The sequence below is a fragment of the Occallatibacter sp. FHG110214_02 genome, from assembly GCF_059115385.1.
In genome coordinates this window covers 23,851-39,395 of record NZ_JBZYWK010000011.1, presented here as the reverse complement: position 1 = coordinate 39,395, position 15,545 = coordinate 23,851, and the positions used below count along the sequence as shown (strand labels likewise).

Below are 15,545 nucleotides of genomic sequence, written 5' to 3'. Positions count from 1 at the left end.
CATGCGCCCATCACCCATCGTCCCGCTCCTGCTCGGCCTTGCCGCGACCGTCGCGCACGGCCAGCAGTCCGCCCGCATCGTGAAGTACCACGCCAACGACATCGTGAATGTCCACGCGAAGATGCGCTACACCACGCTGATCGAGCTTCCCTCGACGGAGAAGATTCTGGATGTTGCCACCGGAGATAAGGATTTCTGGATCATCGACACGGTGGGTAATTACTGCTTCCTGCATCCGGCAAAGGAAGGCATCCATTCTAACCTCAACCTGATTACCGACAAGGGCACGGTGTACTCGTTCACGCTTGATGACGTCGAGTCCGGCGATCCCGACCTGAAGGTCGTCATCGAGCCGTCCGACCCGTCCTCGCTTGCCGCCGCCAATGGCTCGCGGCAGCTTGTGCCAGCCAGCGAAGTGGACGCGGCGCGCGCTGCCGCGCAGCTTGCTCAAACCCGCGCCGCAACTGCCGTCGAGCAGTTCCGTTCCGATTACCCCACGCAGGCTCTGAAGTTCGACTACGCCTATCACGATGAAAAGCCCTTCAACGTGGAAGCCATCTACCACGATGGCAAGTTCACCTATATCAAGTCCTCCGCCTCCGAGAAGTTCTCTGTCTACGAACTGAAGGATGGCAAGCCTGATCTGGTCACATTCCAGCTCAAGGACGGGACCTACATCCTGCCCACCATCGTCGATCACGGCTATCTCGAAATCGGTAAGCACAAGCTGGACTTCCAGCGGAAACCGCAGTCCGAGGTTTCCTCTGCGCTGGGCCAGAAGTAGGAGGCGTGATGGCAGACGAACAGCAGAACCATACATTGCCCGAACAGGAGCCGCAGCTTGTGGTTCCTGAAAACGCTCCCGGCCTGCGCGACAAACGCGTCCGGCCAGAGGGCGTTGTCCCCAAGCAGGCGCAGGCTTACGTTGTCGCAGGACTTGCCATTCTGATCTTGCTGGCCGTGATGTTCTCGAACAATCACGCAAAGCCCGCGGCCAAACCCTCAGCAGCTTCATCGATGGTTGCATCCACGGATGCAAACCAGAGGAAAATTCAGGAGCTGGAGCAGGATCTCAGCGCCGACCAGAGGCAGATAGCGACACAGAAGACCAGTGCAGCTCCGCAGCCCGCTGGCGCGGCGGCTGCGGGAAACACTGCCCAGCCAGGCGGCACGACTCCTGCTTCGCAGTTGCCGCCTGCTTCCGTCCAGACTACGGAACCACTGCGCGATCCCGTAGCCGACGCAGAGAAAGCTATCGCCTTCAAAGCTCGCTTTGCCTCGAACCTCGTCTCTCCCGATGGTGGTGCTACGCACCCCTCGGTCGAATCTGACTCTTCCGCTGACAACATCGCGGCTCACTCTTCGAGTTTGCCGTCAGTTGCCGCAGCGCAGGCTGTGCCTGCTGCGGCTTCCACCGACAAGAAGCGCGCGCCGGAAGTTAACGTCAATGCTGCCCACGGCCAGCCTTTCGTTGTCTTCGAGGGCACAACCATCGATACGGTGCTGGTCAACCGGCTGGATGGCGAATTTGCCGGTCCGTTGAAAGTCATGGTTAGCAACCCCGTCTACAGCCAGGACCGCCAGCACATGCTCATCCCGGAAGGCACCTTCATTCTTGGCGATGTGCAGAAGGTCGGCGGCCTCGGCCAGAAACGCCTCGCCGTGACCTTCCATCGCCTGCTCATGCCGGATGGCTACTCCGTCGATCTCGACCAGTTTCACGGCCTCGATCAGGCTGGAGCCACCGGGCTCAAGGATAAAGTCAACAGCCACTACATGGAGATCTTCGGCGCGTCGATTGCTCTTGGAGTCATCTCCGGCGCAGCAGAAGCTACCTCATTTAATCAGGGCTACAACGAATCCGGCAGCGAAGCCTACCGTTCCGGTATCGCTTCGAGCCTCGCACAGTCCGGCGGCAACGTACTCGACCGCTTCATCAATATCCCGCCCACTATCACCATCCGCGAAGGGCACCGGATCAAGGTCTACATCACTCAGGACATGCTTCTGCCTGCGTATGAGAACCACGACATGCCGCCTGTGATGTGACCTTCCACATTCACCCCAACCAGTTACACGGAGGTTCCCATGAAGTCGCTTCGCATCCTTGTCCCATTTCTTGCGCTGCTTACCGCGCTCGCGCCGATGGCGCATGCGCAGTTCGGCAGCGGCATCGTCTACGACCCCACGCAATCTGCACACGCCATCCAGCAGATCGAGCAGGGATCACAGATCTACACAACCGCAGTCGATACGCGCAACCAGATCGTTACCATGTACAACCTGGCCCACCAGATGGCGCAGTTGCCGCAGAATCTCGCGACGCGCTACAAGGCAGATTGGTCGCAGTGGACGAGCCTTCAGGCTCCTTCAAACACCTACGGAAATACCTCTGCGCTGGTGAATGCGCTCAACTACGGCGCCCTGGTCAATGCACAGCAGGGTTACAACCAGGCTTATGTGCAGGCCCAGAGCTATCCCTCCGGCACATATTCCTCACTGGACTCTCGCACCCAGGCCACCGTTGCCAATCAATACGCGACCTCTGAACTCGCGCAAACCACAACCACGAACACGCTCACCACACTCGGCACCATCCGCACCAATGAACAATCCTTTGCCACCAAGCTGGCGAATCTCGACTCAGACACCTTCTCGACCGATTCGAGCCAGCAGACCACCAATGCGCTGCTCGGCAAGATCAACTCGGCAACGCTGTTGCAAATCCACTCTCAGCAGGACACCAACCAGCTTCTGGCCGCAACTATCCAACAGCAGGTCATTGCGCAGAAGCAGCAGATCGACGCGCAAAATCGCGCCATTAACAATGCCATTTACTTCCAGCAAAACTTCCCCAACACCATGCAGAACGTAAACAGCGGCGTCAGCACGTCGCTCCACAGCATTTCTCTGAGCCTCAACGGGAGCAACTAATGGGACAGAACTACTTCACTGCGCTCTCGCAGGCGATCACGCAGTTACTTTCCTCGCAGGGCAACACGCTCCAGGCCACGGGAATAGACATCTTCCGTGGCCTGGCGGTGATCCTCATTGTCTGGTTTGGGCTGAAATCCGCCTTGTCCGCTTCGCAGGGACTCGGCGGATTCCACTTCGCCAAATTTGCTGACCTGATCCTGATGATTGCCTTGGGACTCGGAATGCTGACGTACTACTCCTCGCCGGTCCCCGGCACGAGCTACAGCTTCTCGGACCTCATCACGAAGGAAGGGTTAAGCCTTTCAACGAAGATTGAGTCCGACCAGACGCAGCAGATCGCCGACACCGTCACCAATGCCGAGCAGCAACTCGGCGCGCCTCCCGGCAGCTTCAACATCCTCGAAGACCTCACCTATCTGGTGATTGTCCTGATTCTTGCCGCGATGGAGGCAACGGCCTTCTCCGTCATCGCCTATGGCTATGTCGCAGCCGCCGTGTGCGTGCTCATCGGCCCGGTATTCATTCCGTGGTTCATCGTGCCCAAGATGGACTGGCTCTTCTGGGGATGGCTCAAGGCGTTCATCGGATTCAGCTTCTATCAGGTTATTGCCAGCGCCTTTATCTACGTCTTCGCGCATGTGCTGACCTCGATGTTTCAGGTTATCGGCACCATTACCATCGCAAACGCACTCACCATCCTGCCCGCCCTGCTGGTCACGCTTGCTGTCTGCATCTACGGCCTGATCAAGATACCGGAGCTCACAGCATCGATCCTCAGCGGACGCACGGGTACATGGATCAACTTCACGGGGAATTGATTATGTCGAAGCAAACCACATTCGCTGCTACGGACGCAGGGCACAAGTTTCTGGAACTCTATGCCGAGCCGGTCGTCACGAACACCTATCTCAAGGCCGCCCTCCTTGTGCTCTCTATCGTCACGCTTGCGCTGCTCGCTCTCCTCTACCGAGCACAGACCGCTGCCTTGCGGCTGAAGCCGCTCGTCATCTCTATTGCGGATATAGGGCGCGGCCAGGTTGGGAACTATGCCGATTTCTCGAAGATTCCCGTCGAGCGAGTCAGCAAATACTATCTCGCGCGCTGGGCGCAGCTCTACTACGGACGCAATCACGCCACGCTTCGCAGGGACTTCGGAGAGTCGATCAACTTCTTTTCCGATGAAAAGCAGAACGCCACGCTCAATCAGGTAGCGAAGGACAAGACGCTCGACAACTTCCTGCTTGATCCGAGCGCGCCGAACGTAGACATCGTGATCAGGGCTGTTGTCCTCGACGACATACGCCAGGCTCCATACCGCGCACACATCGAGTTTGAGAAGATTCTCTACTCTCCCGGCGACCAGCAGGAGCAAAGCCGTGAACGCTGGACTGCGAACGTCATCTACGGTTTCCGCGATGAAGTGCCGAACGCGATGCTGCTCACCAATCCGCTCGGCGTCGTCATCAGTTACGTCCACGAAGACCAGGCATTTGGGAATTGATTGTCATGCAAACGAAAAAGCCCATCCTGCTTTACTGTGCCGACCGCGAGCTACTCTCCGCTACGGCCTTCGCGCTACGCTTGCAACCCTACGACGTCACTGCTGTTGACGACAGCAGGAGCGCCGCTGCGGTCATGATGGCGAGCCCTCTTGTCTGCGGCATCCTGATCCACGCAAGGCAGGGTGACCTCGCGGGCAGGCTGATACACCGCCTGCTCGAAACGGACTTGCATATCCCCCTGCTGCTGGTGGATCGTGCCGGTGACCTCGCGCCCGTCCGCTATGCGGACATGGTGCTCTATGGCCGCAACACCTCCATGGCCCATATCCTCGGCGCCCTCAATGTGCTCTGTGCGCGGAAGCGCGGACCACAGCCCCGGAGTGCGGCGTGAGCGAGGTTATGTACGCAGACCCACAGTACCGCCTTCTTCATGGCGATGTGTTGGCCTGCCTGAATAATCTGCCGGACGAATGCGTGCATTGCGTCGTAACCTCGCCGCCTTATTGGGGATTGCGGGACTACGGCGTGGAAGGTCAGATCGGCCTCGAATCGACGCCTGAAGAATTCGTCGTCAAACTTGTCGAGGTCTTCCGCGAAGTGCGTCGCGTGCTGCGCAGCGACGGCACCGCATGGGTCAATCTTGGTGATACCTACTTCGGAAGCTGGGGTAATTACGGCGGGGAGAATCGTGGAGAGGGCACGCAGCGAGAAATCGTCCGCGGCAGCGCCGTTCCAAATCCTGCTTATGACGGTCTCGAAGATTATCGCCCGCCAAGCGCCAATCCTCATGGGGTTTTGAAACCGAAGGATCTGGTCGGCATACCGTGGCGCTTTGCATCCGCTGCCCAGGCAGATGGATGGTGGCTCCGCTCCGACGTGATATGGGCCAAACCGAATCCATTGCCTGAGAGCATCACTGACAGGCCGACCAAGAGCCATGAATATGTCTTCCTTCTCACCAAGAACAGCCGGTACTTCTACGACAATGAAGCCATCAAGGAGATCGCTGTCGGCGATGCTCCAGGCAATGTCTCCCATAAAGACAAGCTCGCGTATGAGAACGGCGATACCTTTATGCGGACAAAAGATGGGCTGACAGAGATCGCAGCCGTAACCCGCCGCAATAAACGGTCTGTCTGGACGATACCCACGGAATCTTTCCCCGAAGCCCACTTCGCTACATTTCCGACCAGACTCGTCGAGCCATGCATTCTGGCCGGGACCAGCGAGCGAGGCTGCTGCGCCGCCTGTGGCGCTCCCGTCATGCGGCTGGTCGAACCAGACGAGGAACGGTCACAACTCCTTGGCAATGGCTGGCACGACCACGAAGGCGATCTGCAAAGAGGCCAGCGCAATGGGCGGCCAGCGCGCGGAGGCTACATCACCACTGGCTGGCAACGCAGTTGTGCCTGTATCGCCGATACACAGCCATGCACAGTTCTCGATCCCTTTAACGGCGCGGGCACCACAGGCCTCGTCGCGCTGCGACTTGGCCGCAGCTACATCGGTATTGAGCTGAACGCAGAGTACGTCGCCATGTCCGAGCGCCGCATCCGCGAAGATGCTCCGCTCTTCCGGCAGGGAGGACGGCAATGAGATACCTCTCCGTCTGCTCCGGCATTGAAGCCGTATCGGTTGCATGGCAACCTCTCGGCTGGAAGCCCGCCATGTTCGCCGAGATCGACCCTTTCTGCTGCTGGCTGCTGCGCTCGCGCTATGGCGCATCGCGGCCCGTCCACATGCCGAGTCCGCATGACGCGGCCTCTCGCAAGGACGCAAAGCAGCGCGCGGCAGCCATTCGCAACGTCGTTGCTCTGCCTGCCGATGGCGCGATCATCAACGCCGGCGACTTCACAAAGATTGGAGCTGAGGATGTGGGAACAATCGACCTTCTGGCCGGAGGCACACCTTGCCAGGCTTTCTCCATCGCCGGTAAACGAGCGGGACTGGATGACCCGCGTGGCAACCTCACCATCGAGTTTGCTCGGCTTGCTGGCCGACTCAGGCCCCTATGGCTGGTGTGGGAGAACGTCCCCGGCGTCCTGTCGATCGACGACGGACGGACGTTTGGAGCCTTCATCGGGATGCTGGTCGAACTCGGGTATGGGATCGCCTACCGAATTCTTGACGCTCAGTATTTCGGAGTACCCCAGCGAAGGCGTCGCGTCTTCGTTGTCGGACATCTTGGAAACTGGCGAGCTGCCGCAGCGGTATTACTTGAGCGGTCGAGCCTGTCGGGGTATCCTCCGCCGCGCAGAGAAACGCGGAAAGACCTTGCCCCCACCCTTAGCGCACGCGCTCAGGGCGGTGGCGGACTCGGAACAGACTTCGATCTCGACGGCGGTCTGATCCCCAGCACCGGCGATACCTCGCATTGCCTCAATGCTGGCGGCATGGGTCGGCAGGATTACGAGACTGAGACCCTGATTTCGTATCCGCTGCTGGGTAAGGAAAACGACTCTCAGGATTCCACGCGGCAGACGTATGTCGCTCATGCGCTCTCAGCCGATGGCTTCGACGCGAGCGAAGACGGCACCGGGCGTGGAACGCCCATGGTGCCTGTCGCCATCTGTACTGCGCACACGCAGTCCAATGGCAGCGGCATCTCCAATGATGTTGCTCACACGCTGGAAAGTGGCGGCGCTCAGGCTGTCGCCTTTGCGCAGAACACCCGCGACGAGGTGCGACTCTACGATGGAAATGGGAAGACGGTCGGTGCGTTATCAGCGCAGCCAGGCTCGAAGCAGCAATGCTACGTTGCCTTCTCCGCGAAAGACTCTGGAGCCGATGCGAGTGACATTGCGCCGACGTTGCGTGGTATGGGACATGATGGAAGCCATCCCAATGGCGGCGGACAGGTAGCGATCGCTTTTGCGCAGGGCCAGGGTGGTGATCTGCGCAGCGCTGATGTCATGCACTCTCTGGGAACCAATGCCAATGCGACCAGTCGTAATGCTCCGACCGTCGCTTTCACACTTCACGGTAATGATGGAACGACAAGTACAGCTTCACCGGCTGAGATCGCGGGAAGCCTGCGTACCCGTGCTCCCGGAAGCATCGAAAACAGCTCGACAACCGCTGTACTCCAGGAACAACCTGTTGCCTCTCCGCTCACGGCCTCCTATGGCAAGCAGGTCGATAGCTCCGATACCAGCAGCGGGCCTCCGAATCTGCTGCATTCGCAGATGGCCGTGCGGCGCCTGACTCCACGCGAGTGTGAGCGCCTGCAGGGATTCCCCGACGACTACACGCTGGTCGAGTACCGCAGCAGGCTCGCATCCGATGGCCCCCGCTATAAAGCCCTCGGAAACTCAATGGCTGTTCCAGTCATGCGCTGGCTCGGACAACGCATCGAAGCGGTCGATGCGATCCTCCGTGACCGGTCCGACGTCGAGGAAAACGCATGAGTTCCCGGACACAGCAGACGATACTGGCATGCACCTCCCAATCGACATGCGGGGATGCTCTTCTTCTTGTTCCTGACCTTCGGACGCGGAGACTGGCCATCTCGCCAACTCATCAGTTGCCCATCTCCAGGCCCTTCGCATGGAGGCAGGCTGAATACGATGCCAGCAGCCGGACGGAGCGGTCCACCCGCTCTCTGCTTTTGCAGCAGGACTTGGTGGCGAGCGACCACAAGGTCTGTCCTTTGGTTGCAACGGCATCCTTATACAGGCGCCCTTCAGGCAGATGTTTCCATAGAGCGCCAATTCTCCAGTATTTTCCCTGCTCACCCTCGGTCACTCGCTCGGTGCTTATCCCGCGCCCTGCGGCACGGCGCGGCTCTGCTTCGGCTTACGCCGCCCTGCGGGTTACGGCTTTCAGAAAATCTTTGTGCAAAGAACGCAAAAAGATTTCCCGAACCTTCCGTAAAAGCGCCACTTGGCACTTGGGAGCGGGGCACACTCACGTCGCTTCGCGCAAGAGTGTCCCGAGGGCAATCCGGGCAAATACACCAAGGAGAAATGACATGGCACTCTACGAAAACGAAATCAAGCTGAAGGGCTATGTCGGCAAGGATGCCGAGAGCTTCGCAACCAAGAACCAGACCCACCTTGTGGTCTTCTCGCTCGCCACCAAGTCCGGCTACAAGGACAAGCAGACGAACGAGTGGGTGAACCGCACCGAGTGGCATCGCATCGTGGCATTCGGCAAGCCTTCTGACTACGCGAAGGGGCTGAAGAAGGGCGACTACGTCGAAGTGGTCGGCGAGATGCGCAGCACCCAGCGCGATCTGGAGGTGGTCAGGAACAAGAAGAAGACCACGATCAAGGTCACCGATTGGGAGGTACGCGCCAGCACCGTCAAGAAGCTGGCGCGCCCTGAGAGCTCGCGCGAAGAGAACCTCGACGCCGAGCCGGTCACGGAGGAGGACGCCGCGTAAGCGGCGTTCTCCTCCCCAGGAGGTGGCTTATGCAGCTCTTTGAGAACACCATCAAGCTCCGCGGCTTCCTCGGCAAAGATGCCGACGCTCCGCCTTCCAACAACATCCAAAACGACTCGTTCGCTGTTCTCCTGCTGGCGACTGTATCCGGCGTGTGGGATCTCGGAGCCAACCAGTGGAATCCACGCACCGACTGGCATCGCGTCATCTGTCCCGGCCCGTTCTTCTGCGGGATGGTGCGCGGCATGAGGCGCGGCGATTACCTCGAAATCGAAGGCGAACTCCGCGAGTCTCAGGAGGATCGCACCGTTGTCGTCGTAGGCAAACGCTATCCGGCAAAGCATTCCATCTATGCCGTACACGCAGTTCGTATCACCAGACTAGACCGGCCCGATGCGCTGGTCGATTTCGGCGAGGACGGCTAACACCGTCCATTGCACTTCGCGGAGAGGCTAACCCTCTCTGCTCTTTTGCTGATTGTGCCGCTCATTCCTTGCGGCAGGAGAAAACATCGATGATCGCCAACGCTGTCTTCGTCGCCACGCTGATCTTCCTCGCGCTCGGCTTCTGGTCGATGCACGAGCTGCGCTTCCTCGTTCCGTGGCGCATGTTGATTCTGCATGCCTGGCTTCCGAGCATCGCGCTTTACTGTGCTCTGCTCTTCGCCAACATACTTGGCCTCACCATCTGGATCGAGCGCAAGTTCTTCCTGCGCGATACAGGCCGCAAACTCCGGCATCTCGATCAGGAGATACACACCGGGCAGAGTGAATTGTCCGCAGAGATCCTTGCTCAATTCGGCGACGAGAAGGAGCAGTAGCCATGCAGAATGACGACCAGTTTCTCGAACGCACGCCGGATCTTGTAACCAAGGTCCGTGCCATGCGTGAAGCCGCGCTGAAGGAGATGAATCGCTTCACACAAGCCTCCGACTACGACGTTCGTCGTGTCGTCGGCCACGGTCCGAAGCCTGCGCCGGTTTCTTCCGAAACCGTCTCGTCTTCTCCCGTGAGTGAGCGCCTGCGGAAGTCCAGCGCGAAAGCATCGTCGGCACAGCCAGCATTAGCGTTCCCGCCTGCTCCTATGGAGCGCGGGGATGACGAGGAGCAGGCATGAGACTGGATGTTCCCCAGGACATGCCACGGCGCCGCGTCGATGACGACGACAGTTCGAGCACGCAGACACCTGCGCGTCGCGTGCCCGAAAATCCCGTCCATCGTCACCTCCAATCGCGGGAGGAACAGAGCCACGCTCTTCGTCATAGCCATGCATCTGGCAGACATCGCAACGAGCCTGTGCGCGATGTGCCACGAGAGCGCCGCCGTCCCGTTACCTCGGCTGACCCGCGCCGTCCGGCGCGTGCCACCGGCAACGTTGTCGGCCTTGAGCTTCGCCCGGAGGAAAAGCACCTCCTGCGCGAAGCCGGTCGCTTTCGCGTCGTCCGCACAGCGGATCTCCGCGAGTCGCTTTACAAAGGCAAGGCTCGCCCTCTGGAGAATGACCTCAAGTATCTGCGTGATAAGGGACTCATCGAAACGCAGCACATCAATCTGCGCCGCGACGGTCGCAGGCGCACGATTGAGCGTGTTGAAGTCGTCACACTCACCAAAGAAGGTCGCCGCCTCCTTATTAAGGAGGGCGACCTGCCCAAAGACCAGAAGGTCTATGCCGGGCTGGTTAAGCCGCGAGAGGTCGAACACGATTCGCAGATTTATCGTGCCTACCAAAAGGAAGCTATACGGATCGAGAAAGACGGCGGCACGAACCTCCGCGTGCGTCTCGACTTCGAGATCAAGGCAGACGTACAGAAGGACATCTATGCCGCGCGGAAAGCTGACCCCAAACGAGACATGGCCGAAATCAAAGAAGAAGTAGCCGCCCGGCACGAGCTTCCGTTTGTTGACGGCAGGATTCAGATTCCCGACGCACGCATCGATTACGATCTGCCTCGCAATGCCGGAGAAGACATCGATCAGGGCTCACGCAGCGGACATCAGGACATCGAAGTTCTGACTGCTGCTTATCACGCCGGCCATCTGCGCTCGAAAGCGCAGGCCGGCTTCCGCAACTACGCTTCGGTCTCCGACCGCTCCTCGCTCACCGCAAAGATCGAAGACGACAGCCACCTCATGGAGAACATTTTCGACCTATGACACTCGACTATGATCCCATCCCATCGCTCGAATCCATCGGTTATCTGGAGCGGGAGGCCTCGTTCCTGTATCTGGTCGCAGTCCACTCCGGCTACTTCCTGAGCCGTCAGTTCTGTCGGTTCGTGAGGCGGGAATGCGGCGCTCTCGCTACACGGTTTCTCGACAAAGGTATCCGCCTCCGCCATCTCCGCGTCCTTGAGTGCGGGCGCGGCAGGCACATCTATCATCTTGTCTCGAAACCCGTGTACGAGGCGCTTGGCCGCCCGGACTCGCAGAATCGGCGCATCAAAGGCGACGCTCACATTAAGTCCCGTCTCATGGCGCTCGACTTCGTCATCGCCCATGTTGACGGGAACCTGCTCGAAGACGAAGCGGCTAAGGTGGATTTCTTCACGTCGCAGTGCGGCATTGCCCATGAAACCCTGCCGCACAGCTACGCTGGACGGCTGATGTATTTTGCTGATGGCTTTCCCATCCTTGTCACCAGCACTGGTATCCCGCAGTTCACCTTCATTGACGAAGGCCAGGTCACAGCCACTCGCTTCGAGCGGTTCCTCAAACAGTACAGAACACTGTTTGAGGCGCTCGGCGAGTTCGAGCTGATCTATTTGGCCGATACCGAAAGCAGCACCGCCCGTGCGAAAGCTACCTACAACCGCTTCCTCCCTGCGGATCGGTTGCGCGGCATCACTTCCATGACGCCGATGGGTGTCGAGCACTTCCTCGAATATCTCGCCGCCAGCCTTCGCTATGAAGCGAAGGGCGGCGTTACCAGTGTCCGTGACCTCGAAGTTCTGCGCGAAGGCGAGCATCTGTACACGACGCTCGAACATCGTGCTCTCCAGGCAGCGTGGAACAACCTGAGCACCAATGCCGAACGTATCCGGCAGAGATTCCTGACGAAATCTCTGCGCGCCTCCTTCACAACAGTCGTGCTTCCGCACAGCTATCCTACGGACAACGCGCGAGTGAATCGCTCGACAGATGAGGGTGACGAAACACGTCTCCACACACGCGAGCACACACATCGCGGGGAGGTTTAGTCGTGCAGATACATTGTGTTGCGGGTGAGTCCGGGGTTATGCGGAGGTGTAGGTCGGGGGCGGGAGCGACCCCGGTGCTGCGCACCTGCCGCGTCGGCTTACGCCGCGCTGGTCGCTCCCGCCCCTCTCCAACAGGGACCAACTCTGGACCAAACCGTGTACCTGTCGCGGTCCAGACCTGTACTCAATCCAGACCTAACCCGGTACTCAGTAGGGCCATGCAACAGACCAGAAAGGAATCCACCCATGAGCAAATTCAAGATCGAACACGGCGCGAGCAAGGTCAATCTCGTCCTGCTCAAAACCAACATCGAGGACACCATCGCAGAGGACATCGATGCGCTGGCGGCATGGTCGAACAACGACCGCAAGTACATCGTCAACGAACTGCTGCGCTTTGCACTCCTTCAGGAGGAAGACTTTCAGAAGCACAAATCCCGCGTCTCGATAGGACTCGCACCATCACCGGCAAGCGGCAGGTCTGGATCTACGCCACACAAGCCAGTGTCCGAGAACGCGCCGAAGGCTGATTCGGCACGCGAGTAAAGGAGGCATCGCATGAGCTTTCGCGCGTCTCTCCAAACTATCGTTCGGCCTTTGGTTGAGAATCGCTTCCTGCTGTCGATTGGGATTAGCGCAGCGGTCGGCATCCTGCTCAACAGCGCCATGCCGATTCAGATCGACAACCCCATCCTGCACCTGATCGCGTTCAGGCAGCCGTCCATCTATCTTGCGATTACATGGAGCTATGCGTTGTTCTTGTATTCGACTCCGTTCCTCGCTTGCTCGATGGCGTTCTCTCTGATGTACGTCCATCTATACCCAGGCAATCAGAAAGCAGCGCCCGGCTCCTTGCCGTCCTATCCTGACCCGCGTACTCGGAAGGAGCTATCCCTTGTACTCGGCGAAGTCCATCGCCAGCTCGTTCCCGAACCCAGCTACAACCCTCGATGGTTCTCCATACCAGAGCGCGGTCTCTACACTGGCATCGCCTCCTTCGGCTCCATCGGAAGCGGCAAAACCTATGGACTGATCCTGCCTGCCATGCGGCAGTTGTTCGCGTATCGCGCCGACGATCCAGAACGCAGACTCTCCGGCATCGTTCTCGAAGTCAAAGGCGACCTCTGCCGCCAGCTTCAGCGCATCCTGAAATGGTGCGGACGCGAACAGGACTATGTCGAAGTCTCGCTCGACGGCAACATCCGCTACAACCCGCTCAATAACTCACTTGACTCCTACGCCCAGGCATTCAACATCGCGTCAATCATCACCAGCATCTGGGGCAAGGGCAAGGAACCATTCTGGCAGCAATCCTACACAGACCTTGTCCGCTACGTCATCATGCTCCATCGCATCCGCGATGGATACCTCACGATGGTCGATCTCTTCCGCACGGTTATCAGTGCCGGTGCGCTCGAAGCCATGCTGATCGAAGTCGGTTCACGATTCAGCACCACCAGCTATATCGGCATTGAGAAGGATGCGTACCGGGAATATGAAGCGAGCCTGTCACCTCTCGGTTTCGAGTGGAATAAGGATGCCGGCCTGTATCTGATCGTATGGACAGAGGAAATCGAAGATCTGCTCGCGCAACAGACAGCCGCGGGCTTCTTCGTATTCACTCGGAAGCCTTACCGCGCGGATTACAAGCACCGTTTCGACAGCATCGACTACTGGTATTGGGAGCACTGGAAATTTTTCAGGTCCGAGGTCAAGACTTCCATCATTCAGGGCATCGCCGTATTCCTGTCCCTGTTCGAGACTGATCCCGACGTGCGTCGCGTCTTCTGCCCGCCAAAGGAACTCTACGATGGCAAGCCCTGTGCCGACGACCCGCAGGGCCGCGTCCTGCCACCCTTCGATGAGCTGATCGAAACCGGCGCCGTTGTTGGTCTGAACTTTCCCGTGGCTTTGAATCCTGCGTTGGCGAAAACAGTCGGAACACTCATGAAGATCGACTACCAACGTGCTGTCCAGCTACGCATCCCGAAGATGGACAGCAACCCGGAGCAACACTTCCGGCCAACGGTCTTCATTTGCGATGAGTACCAGAACTTCGCCACAGTCGGCGGCGATAACCCCACAGGAGATGAACGGTTTCTGTCCCTCTCCCGGCAGCCCAAGTGCATCCCCATCATCGCCACGCAGAGCGTATCCAGTCTGAAGGACGCGCTACCCAACGAGGGCGTCAAAACACTACTGCAGGCATTCCGCACGAAGGTATTTCTGACCACCTCAGACCCGGAGACAGCCCGGTATGCCTCGGAGTTGTGCGGCAAGGCCGATCGCACGCGCATCAGCTATACCGTTTCCGAGTCCTCCACCAACGCCAATGTCGGCTGGTTGAGTGGCCGCACCTCGTCCAGCAAAGGTTCTGTCTCGGCCTCCAAGCAGTACCAGAAACACAAGGAGCCGCTCTTCGAGGAAAAGATCTTTTTCGATCTGAAGAACGCGCAATCCGTTGTTGTAGCCTTCGACGGTGTCAGCCCACTGGCTCCGACCTACTGCTACCTCAAACCTGACTTCCTGCCCACAGACATGAGTTGGTTTGAGCAGGAGAGGATCGGCTTTGATCCAGAGAGGATTCACGCATGAGCTTCGATATCATCATTCCGTTCCTGAAACCCATTGAGCATCTGCTTATGAACACGACCATCTCCGAAATTATGGTCAACCCGGATGGTTCCGTATGGATTGAAGAGGATGGACGCAAGGTAAGGCAACCGGAAGTTCATTTCGAGGACGGAGCCTTGCTGATCGGGCTCGAAGTCATTGCCAATCGCTTCGGCAAGAAACTGGATGCCGACTCGACCAGCCTGAATCTCCGCCTGCCGGATGGCAGCCGCCTCGCGGCCCTGATCCCACCAGTCGTCAACCCAGCGCCAGCAGTGACGATTCGCAAATTCAACTCGCGGAATTTCACGATCCGTGACCTCATCGAGAGAAAGGCCCTGACTGAAGAGCAGGCAGAAATACTCACGGGGCATGTGCAGCGCGGCGACAATATCCTGATCTCAGGAAGCACCGCTGCAGGGAAGACGACTCTCGCCAACGTCCTCGCTGATTCAATCCCGGATGACGACCGCATCCTGATTCTTGAAGATGTAGCAGAGCTCCATGTAAGAAAGCCCCACGTCTTCTCTGCAGAGGCCCAGCTCGACACCCATCGGAATCAGGTACCATTCTCCGAACTGCTACGGGACATTCTCCGCCACAGCCCGGACATAATCATCGTCGGAGAGATTCGGGACAAGGAAGCACGAGTGTTTCTGGATGCTCTCAACACTGGCCATCGCGGCTCACTGACAACCATCCACGCCAACAATGCAAAAGACGCACTCCGGCGCCTGGCTCGGCTTGCCATGCGCGGCTCGGCAGGAAACATCCCGCTTCATGATGTTGAAGAGGAATGCGAACGGTTCATTGATGTGGTCGTGCATACGACGAAGGAGGGTGGATGGCGGCACGTCACGGAGATTTGCGTACTACGCGAAGATGCGAATGTGCATAGATCTTGAACGCCGCT

General features: G+C 58.6%; 17 protein-coding genes. All 17 read left to right on the top strand.

The genetic code is table 11. The features are described from left to right. The first annotated feature begins 1 nt into the window (after position 1). The gene (locus AC5S3R_RS11665; RefSeq protein WP_494267217.1) at positions 2 to 784 is read left to right on the top strand and encodes a TrbG/VirB9 family P-type conjugative transfer protein; all 783 of its coding nucleotides are present in this window, start codon (positions 2 to 4) and stop codon (positions 782 to 784) included. 8 nt (positions 785 to 792) lie between these two features. Beyond that, complete coding sequence (locus AC5S3R_RS11660; protein WP_494267216.1) at positions 793 to 2,049, top strand: TraB/TrbI/VirB10 family type IV secretion system protein; 1,257 nt, start codon at positions 793 to 795, stop codon at positions 2,047 to 2,049. 39 nt (positions 2,050 to 2,088) lie between these two features. After that, the gene (locus AC5S3R_RS11655; protein WP_494267215.1) at positions 2,089 to 2,934 is read left to right on the top strand and encodes a hypothetical protein; all 846 of its coding nucleotides are present in this window, start codon (positions 2,089 to 2,091) and stop codon (positions 2,932 to 2,934) included. Beyond that, positions 2,934 to 3,755 (top strand): type IV secretion system protein, encoded by an 822-nt coding sequence (locus tag AC5S3R_RS11650; protein WP_494267214.1) that lies wholly within the window; start codon positions 2,934 to 2,936, stop codon positions 3,753 to 3,755. The genes AC5S3R_RS11655 and AC5S3R_RS11650 overlap by 1 nt, the downstream gene beginning before the upstream one ends. Positions 3,756 to 3,757: 2 nt before the next feature. Further along, positions 3,758 to 4,438 (top strand): VirB8/TrbF family protein, encoded by a 681-nt coding sequence (locus tag AC5S3R_RS11645; RefSeq protein ID WP_494267213.1) that lies wholly within the window; start codon positions 3,758 to 3,760, stop codon positions 4,436 to 4,438. A 5-nt stretch (positions 4,439 to 4,443) separates the two neighbouring features. Next, complete coding sequence (locus AC5S3R_RS11640; RefSeq protein WP_494267212.1) at positions 4,444 to 4,830, top strand: hypothetical protein; 387 nt, start codon at positions 4,444 to 4,446, stop codon at positions 4,828 to 4,830. After that, positions 4,827 to 6,035: a DNA-methyltransferase gene (locus AC5S3R_RS11635; protein WP_494267211.1), complete on the top strand. Its 1,209-nt coding sequence runs from the start codon at positions 4,827 to 4,829 to the stop codon at positions 6,033 to 6,035. Before AC5S3R_RS11640 ends, AC5S3R_RS11635 begins: the two co-directional genes overlap by 4 nt. Beyond that, positions 6,032 to 7,846 (top strand): DNA cytosine methyltransferase, encoded by a 1,815-nt coding sequence (locus AC5S3R_RS11630; RefSeq protein WP_494267210.1) that lies wholly within the window; start codon positions 6,032 to 6,034, stop codon positions 7,844 to 7,846. Before AC5S3R_RS11635 ends, AC5S3R_RS11630 begins: the two co-directional genes overlap by 4 nt. 563 nt (positions 7,847 to 8,409) lie before the next feature. Beyond that, positions 8,410 to 8,823: a single-stranded DNA-binding protein gene (locus AC5S3R_RS11625; protein WP_494267209.1), complete on the top strand. Its 414-nt coding sequence runs from the start codon at positions 8,410 to 8,412 to the stop codon at positions 8,821 to 8,823. Between the two features lie 29 nt (positions 8,824 to 8,852). After that, a complete protein-coding gene (locus tag AC5S3R_RS11620; RefSeq protein ID WP_494267208.1) occupies positions 8,853 to 9,248 on the top strand; it encodes a single-stranded DNA-binding protein in 396 nt (131 codons plus the stop codon). Positions 9,249 to 9,337: 89 nt separating this feature from the next. Then, positions 9,338 to 9,643, top strand: coding sequence for a hypothetical protein (locus AC5S3R_RS11615; protein WP_494267207.1), 306 nt, complete (start codon positions 9,338 to 9,340; stop codon positions 9,641 to 9,643). A gap of 2 nt (positions 9,644 to 9,645) precedes the next feature. Then, positions 9,646 to 9,939 (top strand): hypothetical protein, encoded by a 294-nt coding sequence (locus tag AC5S3R_RS11610; protein ID WP_494267206.1) that lies wholly within the window; start codon positions 9,646 to 9,648, stop codon positions 9,937 to 9,939. Then, the gene (locus AC5S3R_RS11605) at positions 9,936 to 10,976 is read left to right on the top strand and encodes a hypothetical protein (protein WP_494267205.1); all 1,041 of its coding nucleotides are present in this window, start codon (positions 9,936 to 9,938) and stop codon (positions 10,974 to 10,976) included. The genes AC5S3R_RS11610 and AC5S3R_RS11605 overlap by 4 nt, the downstream gene beginning before the upstream one ends. Further along, the gene (locus AC5S3R_RS11600; RefSeq protein WP_494267204.1) at positions 10,973 to 12,019 is read left to right on the top strand and encodes a hypothetical protein; all 1,047 of its coding nucleotides are present in this window, start codon (positions 10,973 to 10,975) and stop codon (positions 12,017 to 12,019) included. The genes AC5S3R_RS11605 and AC5S3R_RS11600 overlap by 4 nt, the downstream gene beginning before the upstream one ends. A gap of 246 nt (positions 12,020 to 12,265) precedes the next feature. Continuing rightward, positions 12,266 to 12,565 (top strand): hypothetical protein, encoded by a 300-nt coding sequence (locus AC5S3R_RS11595; RefSeq protein WP_494267203.1) that lies wholly within the window; start codon positions 12,266 to 12,268, stop codon positions 12,563 to 12,565. A gap of 12 nt (positions 12,566 to 12,577) precedes the next feature. Then, positions 12,578 to 14,614 carry a type IV secretory system conjugative DNA transfer family protein gene (locus tag AC5S3R_RS11590; protein WP_494267202.1) on the top strand — a complete coding sequence of 679 codons (2,037 nt, stop codon included), beginning with the start codon at positions 12,578 to 12,580 and terminating at the stop codon, positions 14,612 to 14,614. Then, positions 14,611 to 15,537 (top strand): TadA family conjugal transfer-associated ATPase, encoded by a 927-nt coding sequence (locus AC5S3R_RS11585; RefSeq protein WP_494267201.1) that lies wholly within the window; start codon positions 14,611 to 14,613, stop codon positions 15,535 to 15,537. The genes AC5S3R_RS11590 and AC5S3R_RS11585 overlap by 4 nt, the downstream gene beginning before the upstream one ends. Positions 15,538 to 15,545: the final 8 nt, after the last annotated feature.

Excerpts from the sequence above, each read along its gene's own strand:
- AC5S3R_RS11665 (WP_494267217.1), top strand. The coding sequence starts at position 2 with ATGCGCCCATCACCCATCGTCCCGCTCCTGCTCGGCCTTGCCGCGACC.
- AC5S3R_RS11660 (WP_494267216.1), top strand. The coding sequence starts at position 793 with ATGGCAGACGAACAGCAGAACCATACATTGCCCGAACAGGAGCCGCAG.
- AC5S3R_RS11655 (WP_494267215.1), top strand. The coding sequence starts at position 2,089 with ATGAAGTCGCTTCGCATCCTTGTCCCATTTCTTGCGCTGCTTACCGCG.
- AC5S3R_RS11650 (WP_494267214.1), top strand. The coding sequence starts at position 2,934 with ATGGGACAGAACTACTTCACTGCGCTCTCGCAGGCGATCACGCAGTTA.
- AC5S3R_RS11645 (WP_494267213.1), top strand. The coding sequence starts at position 3,758 with ATGTCGAAGCAAACCACATTCGCTGCTACGGACGCAGGGCACAAGTTT.
- AC5S3R_RS11640 (WP_494267212.1), top strand. The coding sequence starts at position 4,444 with ATGCAAACGAAAAAGCCCATCCTGCTTTACTGTGCCGACCGCGAGCTA.
- AC5S3R_RS11630 (WP_494267210.1), top strand. The coding sequence starts at position 6,032 with ATGAGATACCTCTCCGTCTGCTCCGGCATTGAAGCCGTATCGGTTGCA.
- AC5S3R_RS11625 (WP_494267209.1), top strand. The coding sequence starts at position 8,410 with ATGGCACTCTACGAAAACGAAATCAAGCTGAAGGGCTATGTCGGCAAG.
- AC5S3R_RS11620 (WP_494267208.1), top strand. The coding sequence starts at position 8,853 with ATGCAGCTCTTTGAGAACACCATCAAGCTCCGCGGCTTCCTCGGCAAA.
- AC5S3R_RS11615 (WP_494267207.1), top strand. The coding sequence starts at position 9,338 with ATGATCGCCAACGCTGTCTTCGTCGCCACGCTGATCTTCCTCGCGCTC.
- AC5S3R_RS11610 (WP_494267206.1), top strand. The coding sequence starts at position 9,646 with ATGCAGAATGACGACCAGTTTCTCGAACGCACGCCGGATCTTGTAACC.
- AC5S3R_RS11605 (WP_494267205.1), top strand. The coding sequence starts at position 9,936 with ATGAGACTGGATGTTCCCCAGGACATGCCACGGCGCCGCGTCGATGAC.
- AC5S3R_RS11600 (WP_494267204.1), top strand. The coding sequence starts at position 10,973 with ATGACACTCGACTATGATCCCATCCCATCGCTCGAATCCATCGGTTAT.
- AC5S3R_RS11595 (WP_494267203.1), top strand. The coding sequence starts at position 12,266 with ATGAGCAAATTCAAGATCGAACACGGCGCGAGCAAGGTCAATCTCGTC.
- AC5S3R_RS11590 (WP_494267202.1), top strand. The coding sequence starts at position 12,578 with ATGAGCTTTCGCGCGTCTCTCCAAACTATCGTTCGGCCTTTGGTTGAG.
- AC5S3R_RS11585 (WP_494267201.1), top strand. The coding sequence starts at position 14,611 with ATGAGCTTCGATATCATCATTCCGTTCCTGAAACCCATTGAGCATCTG.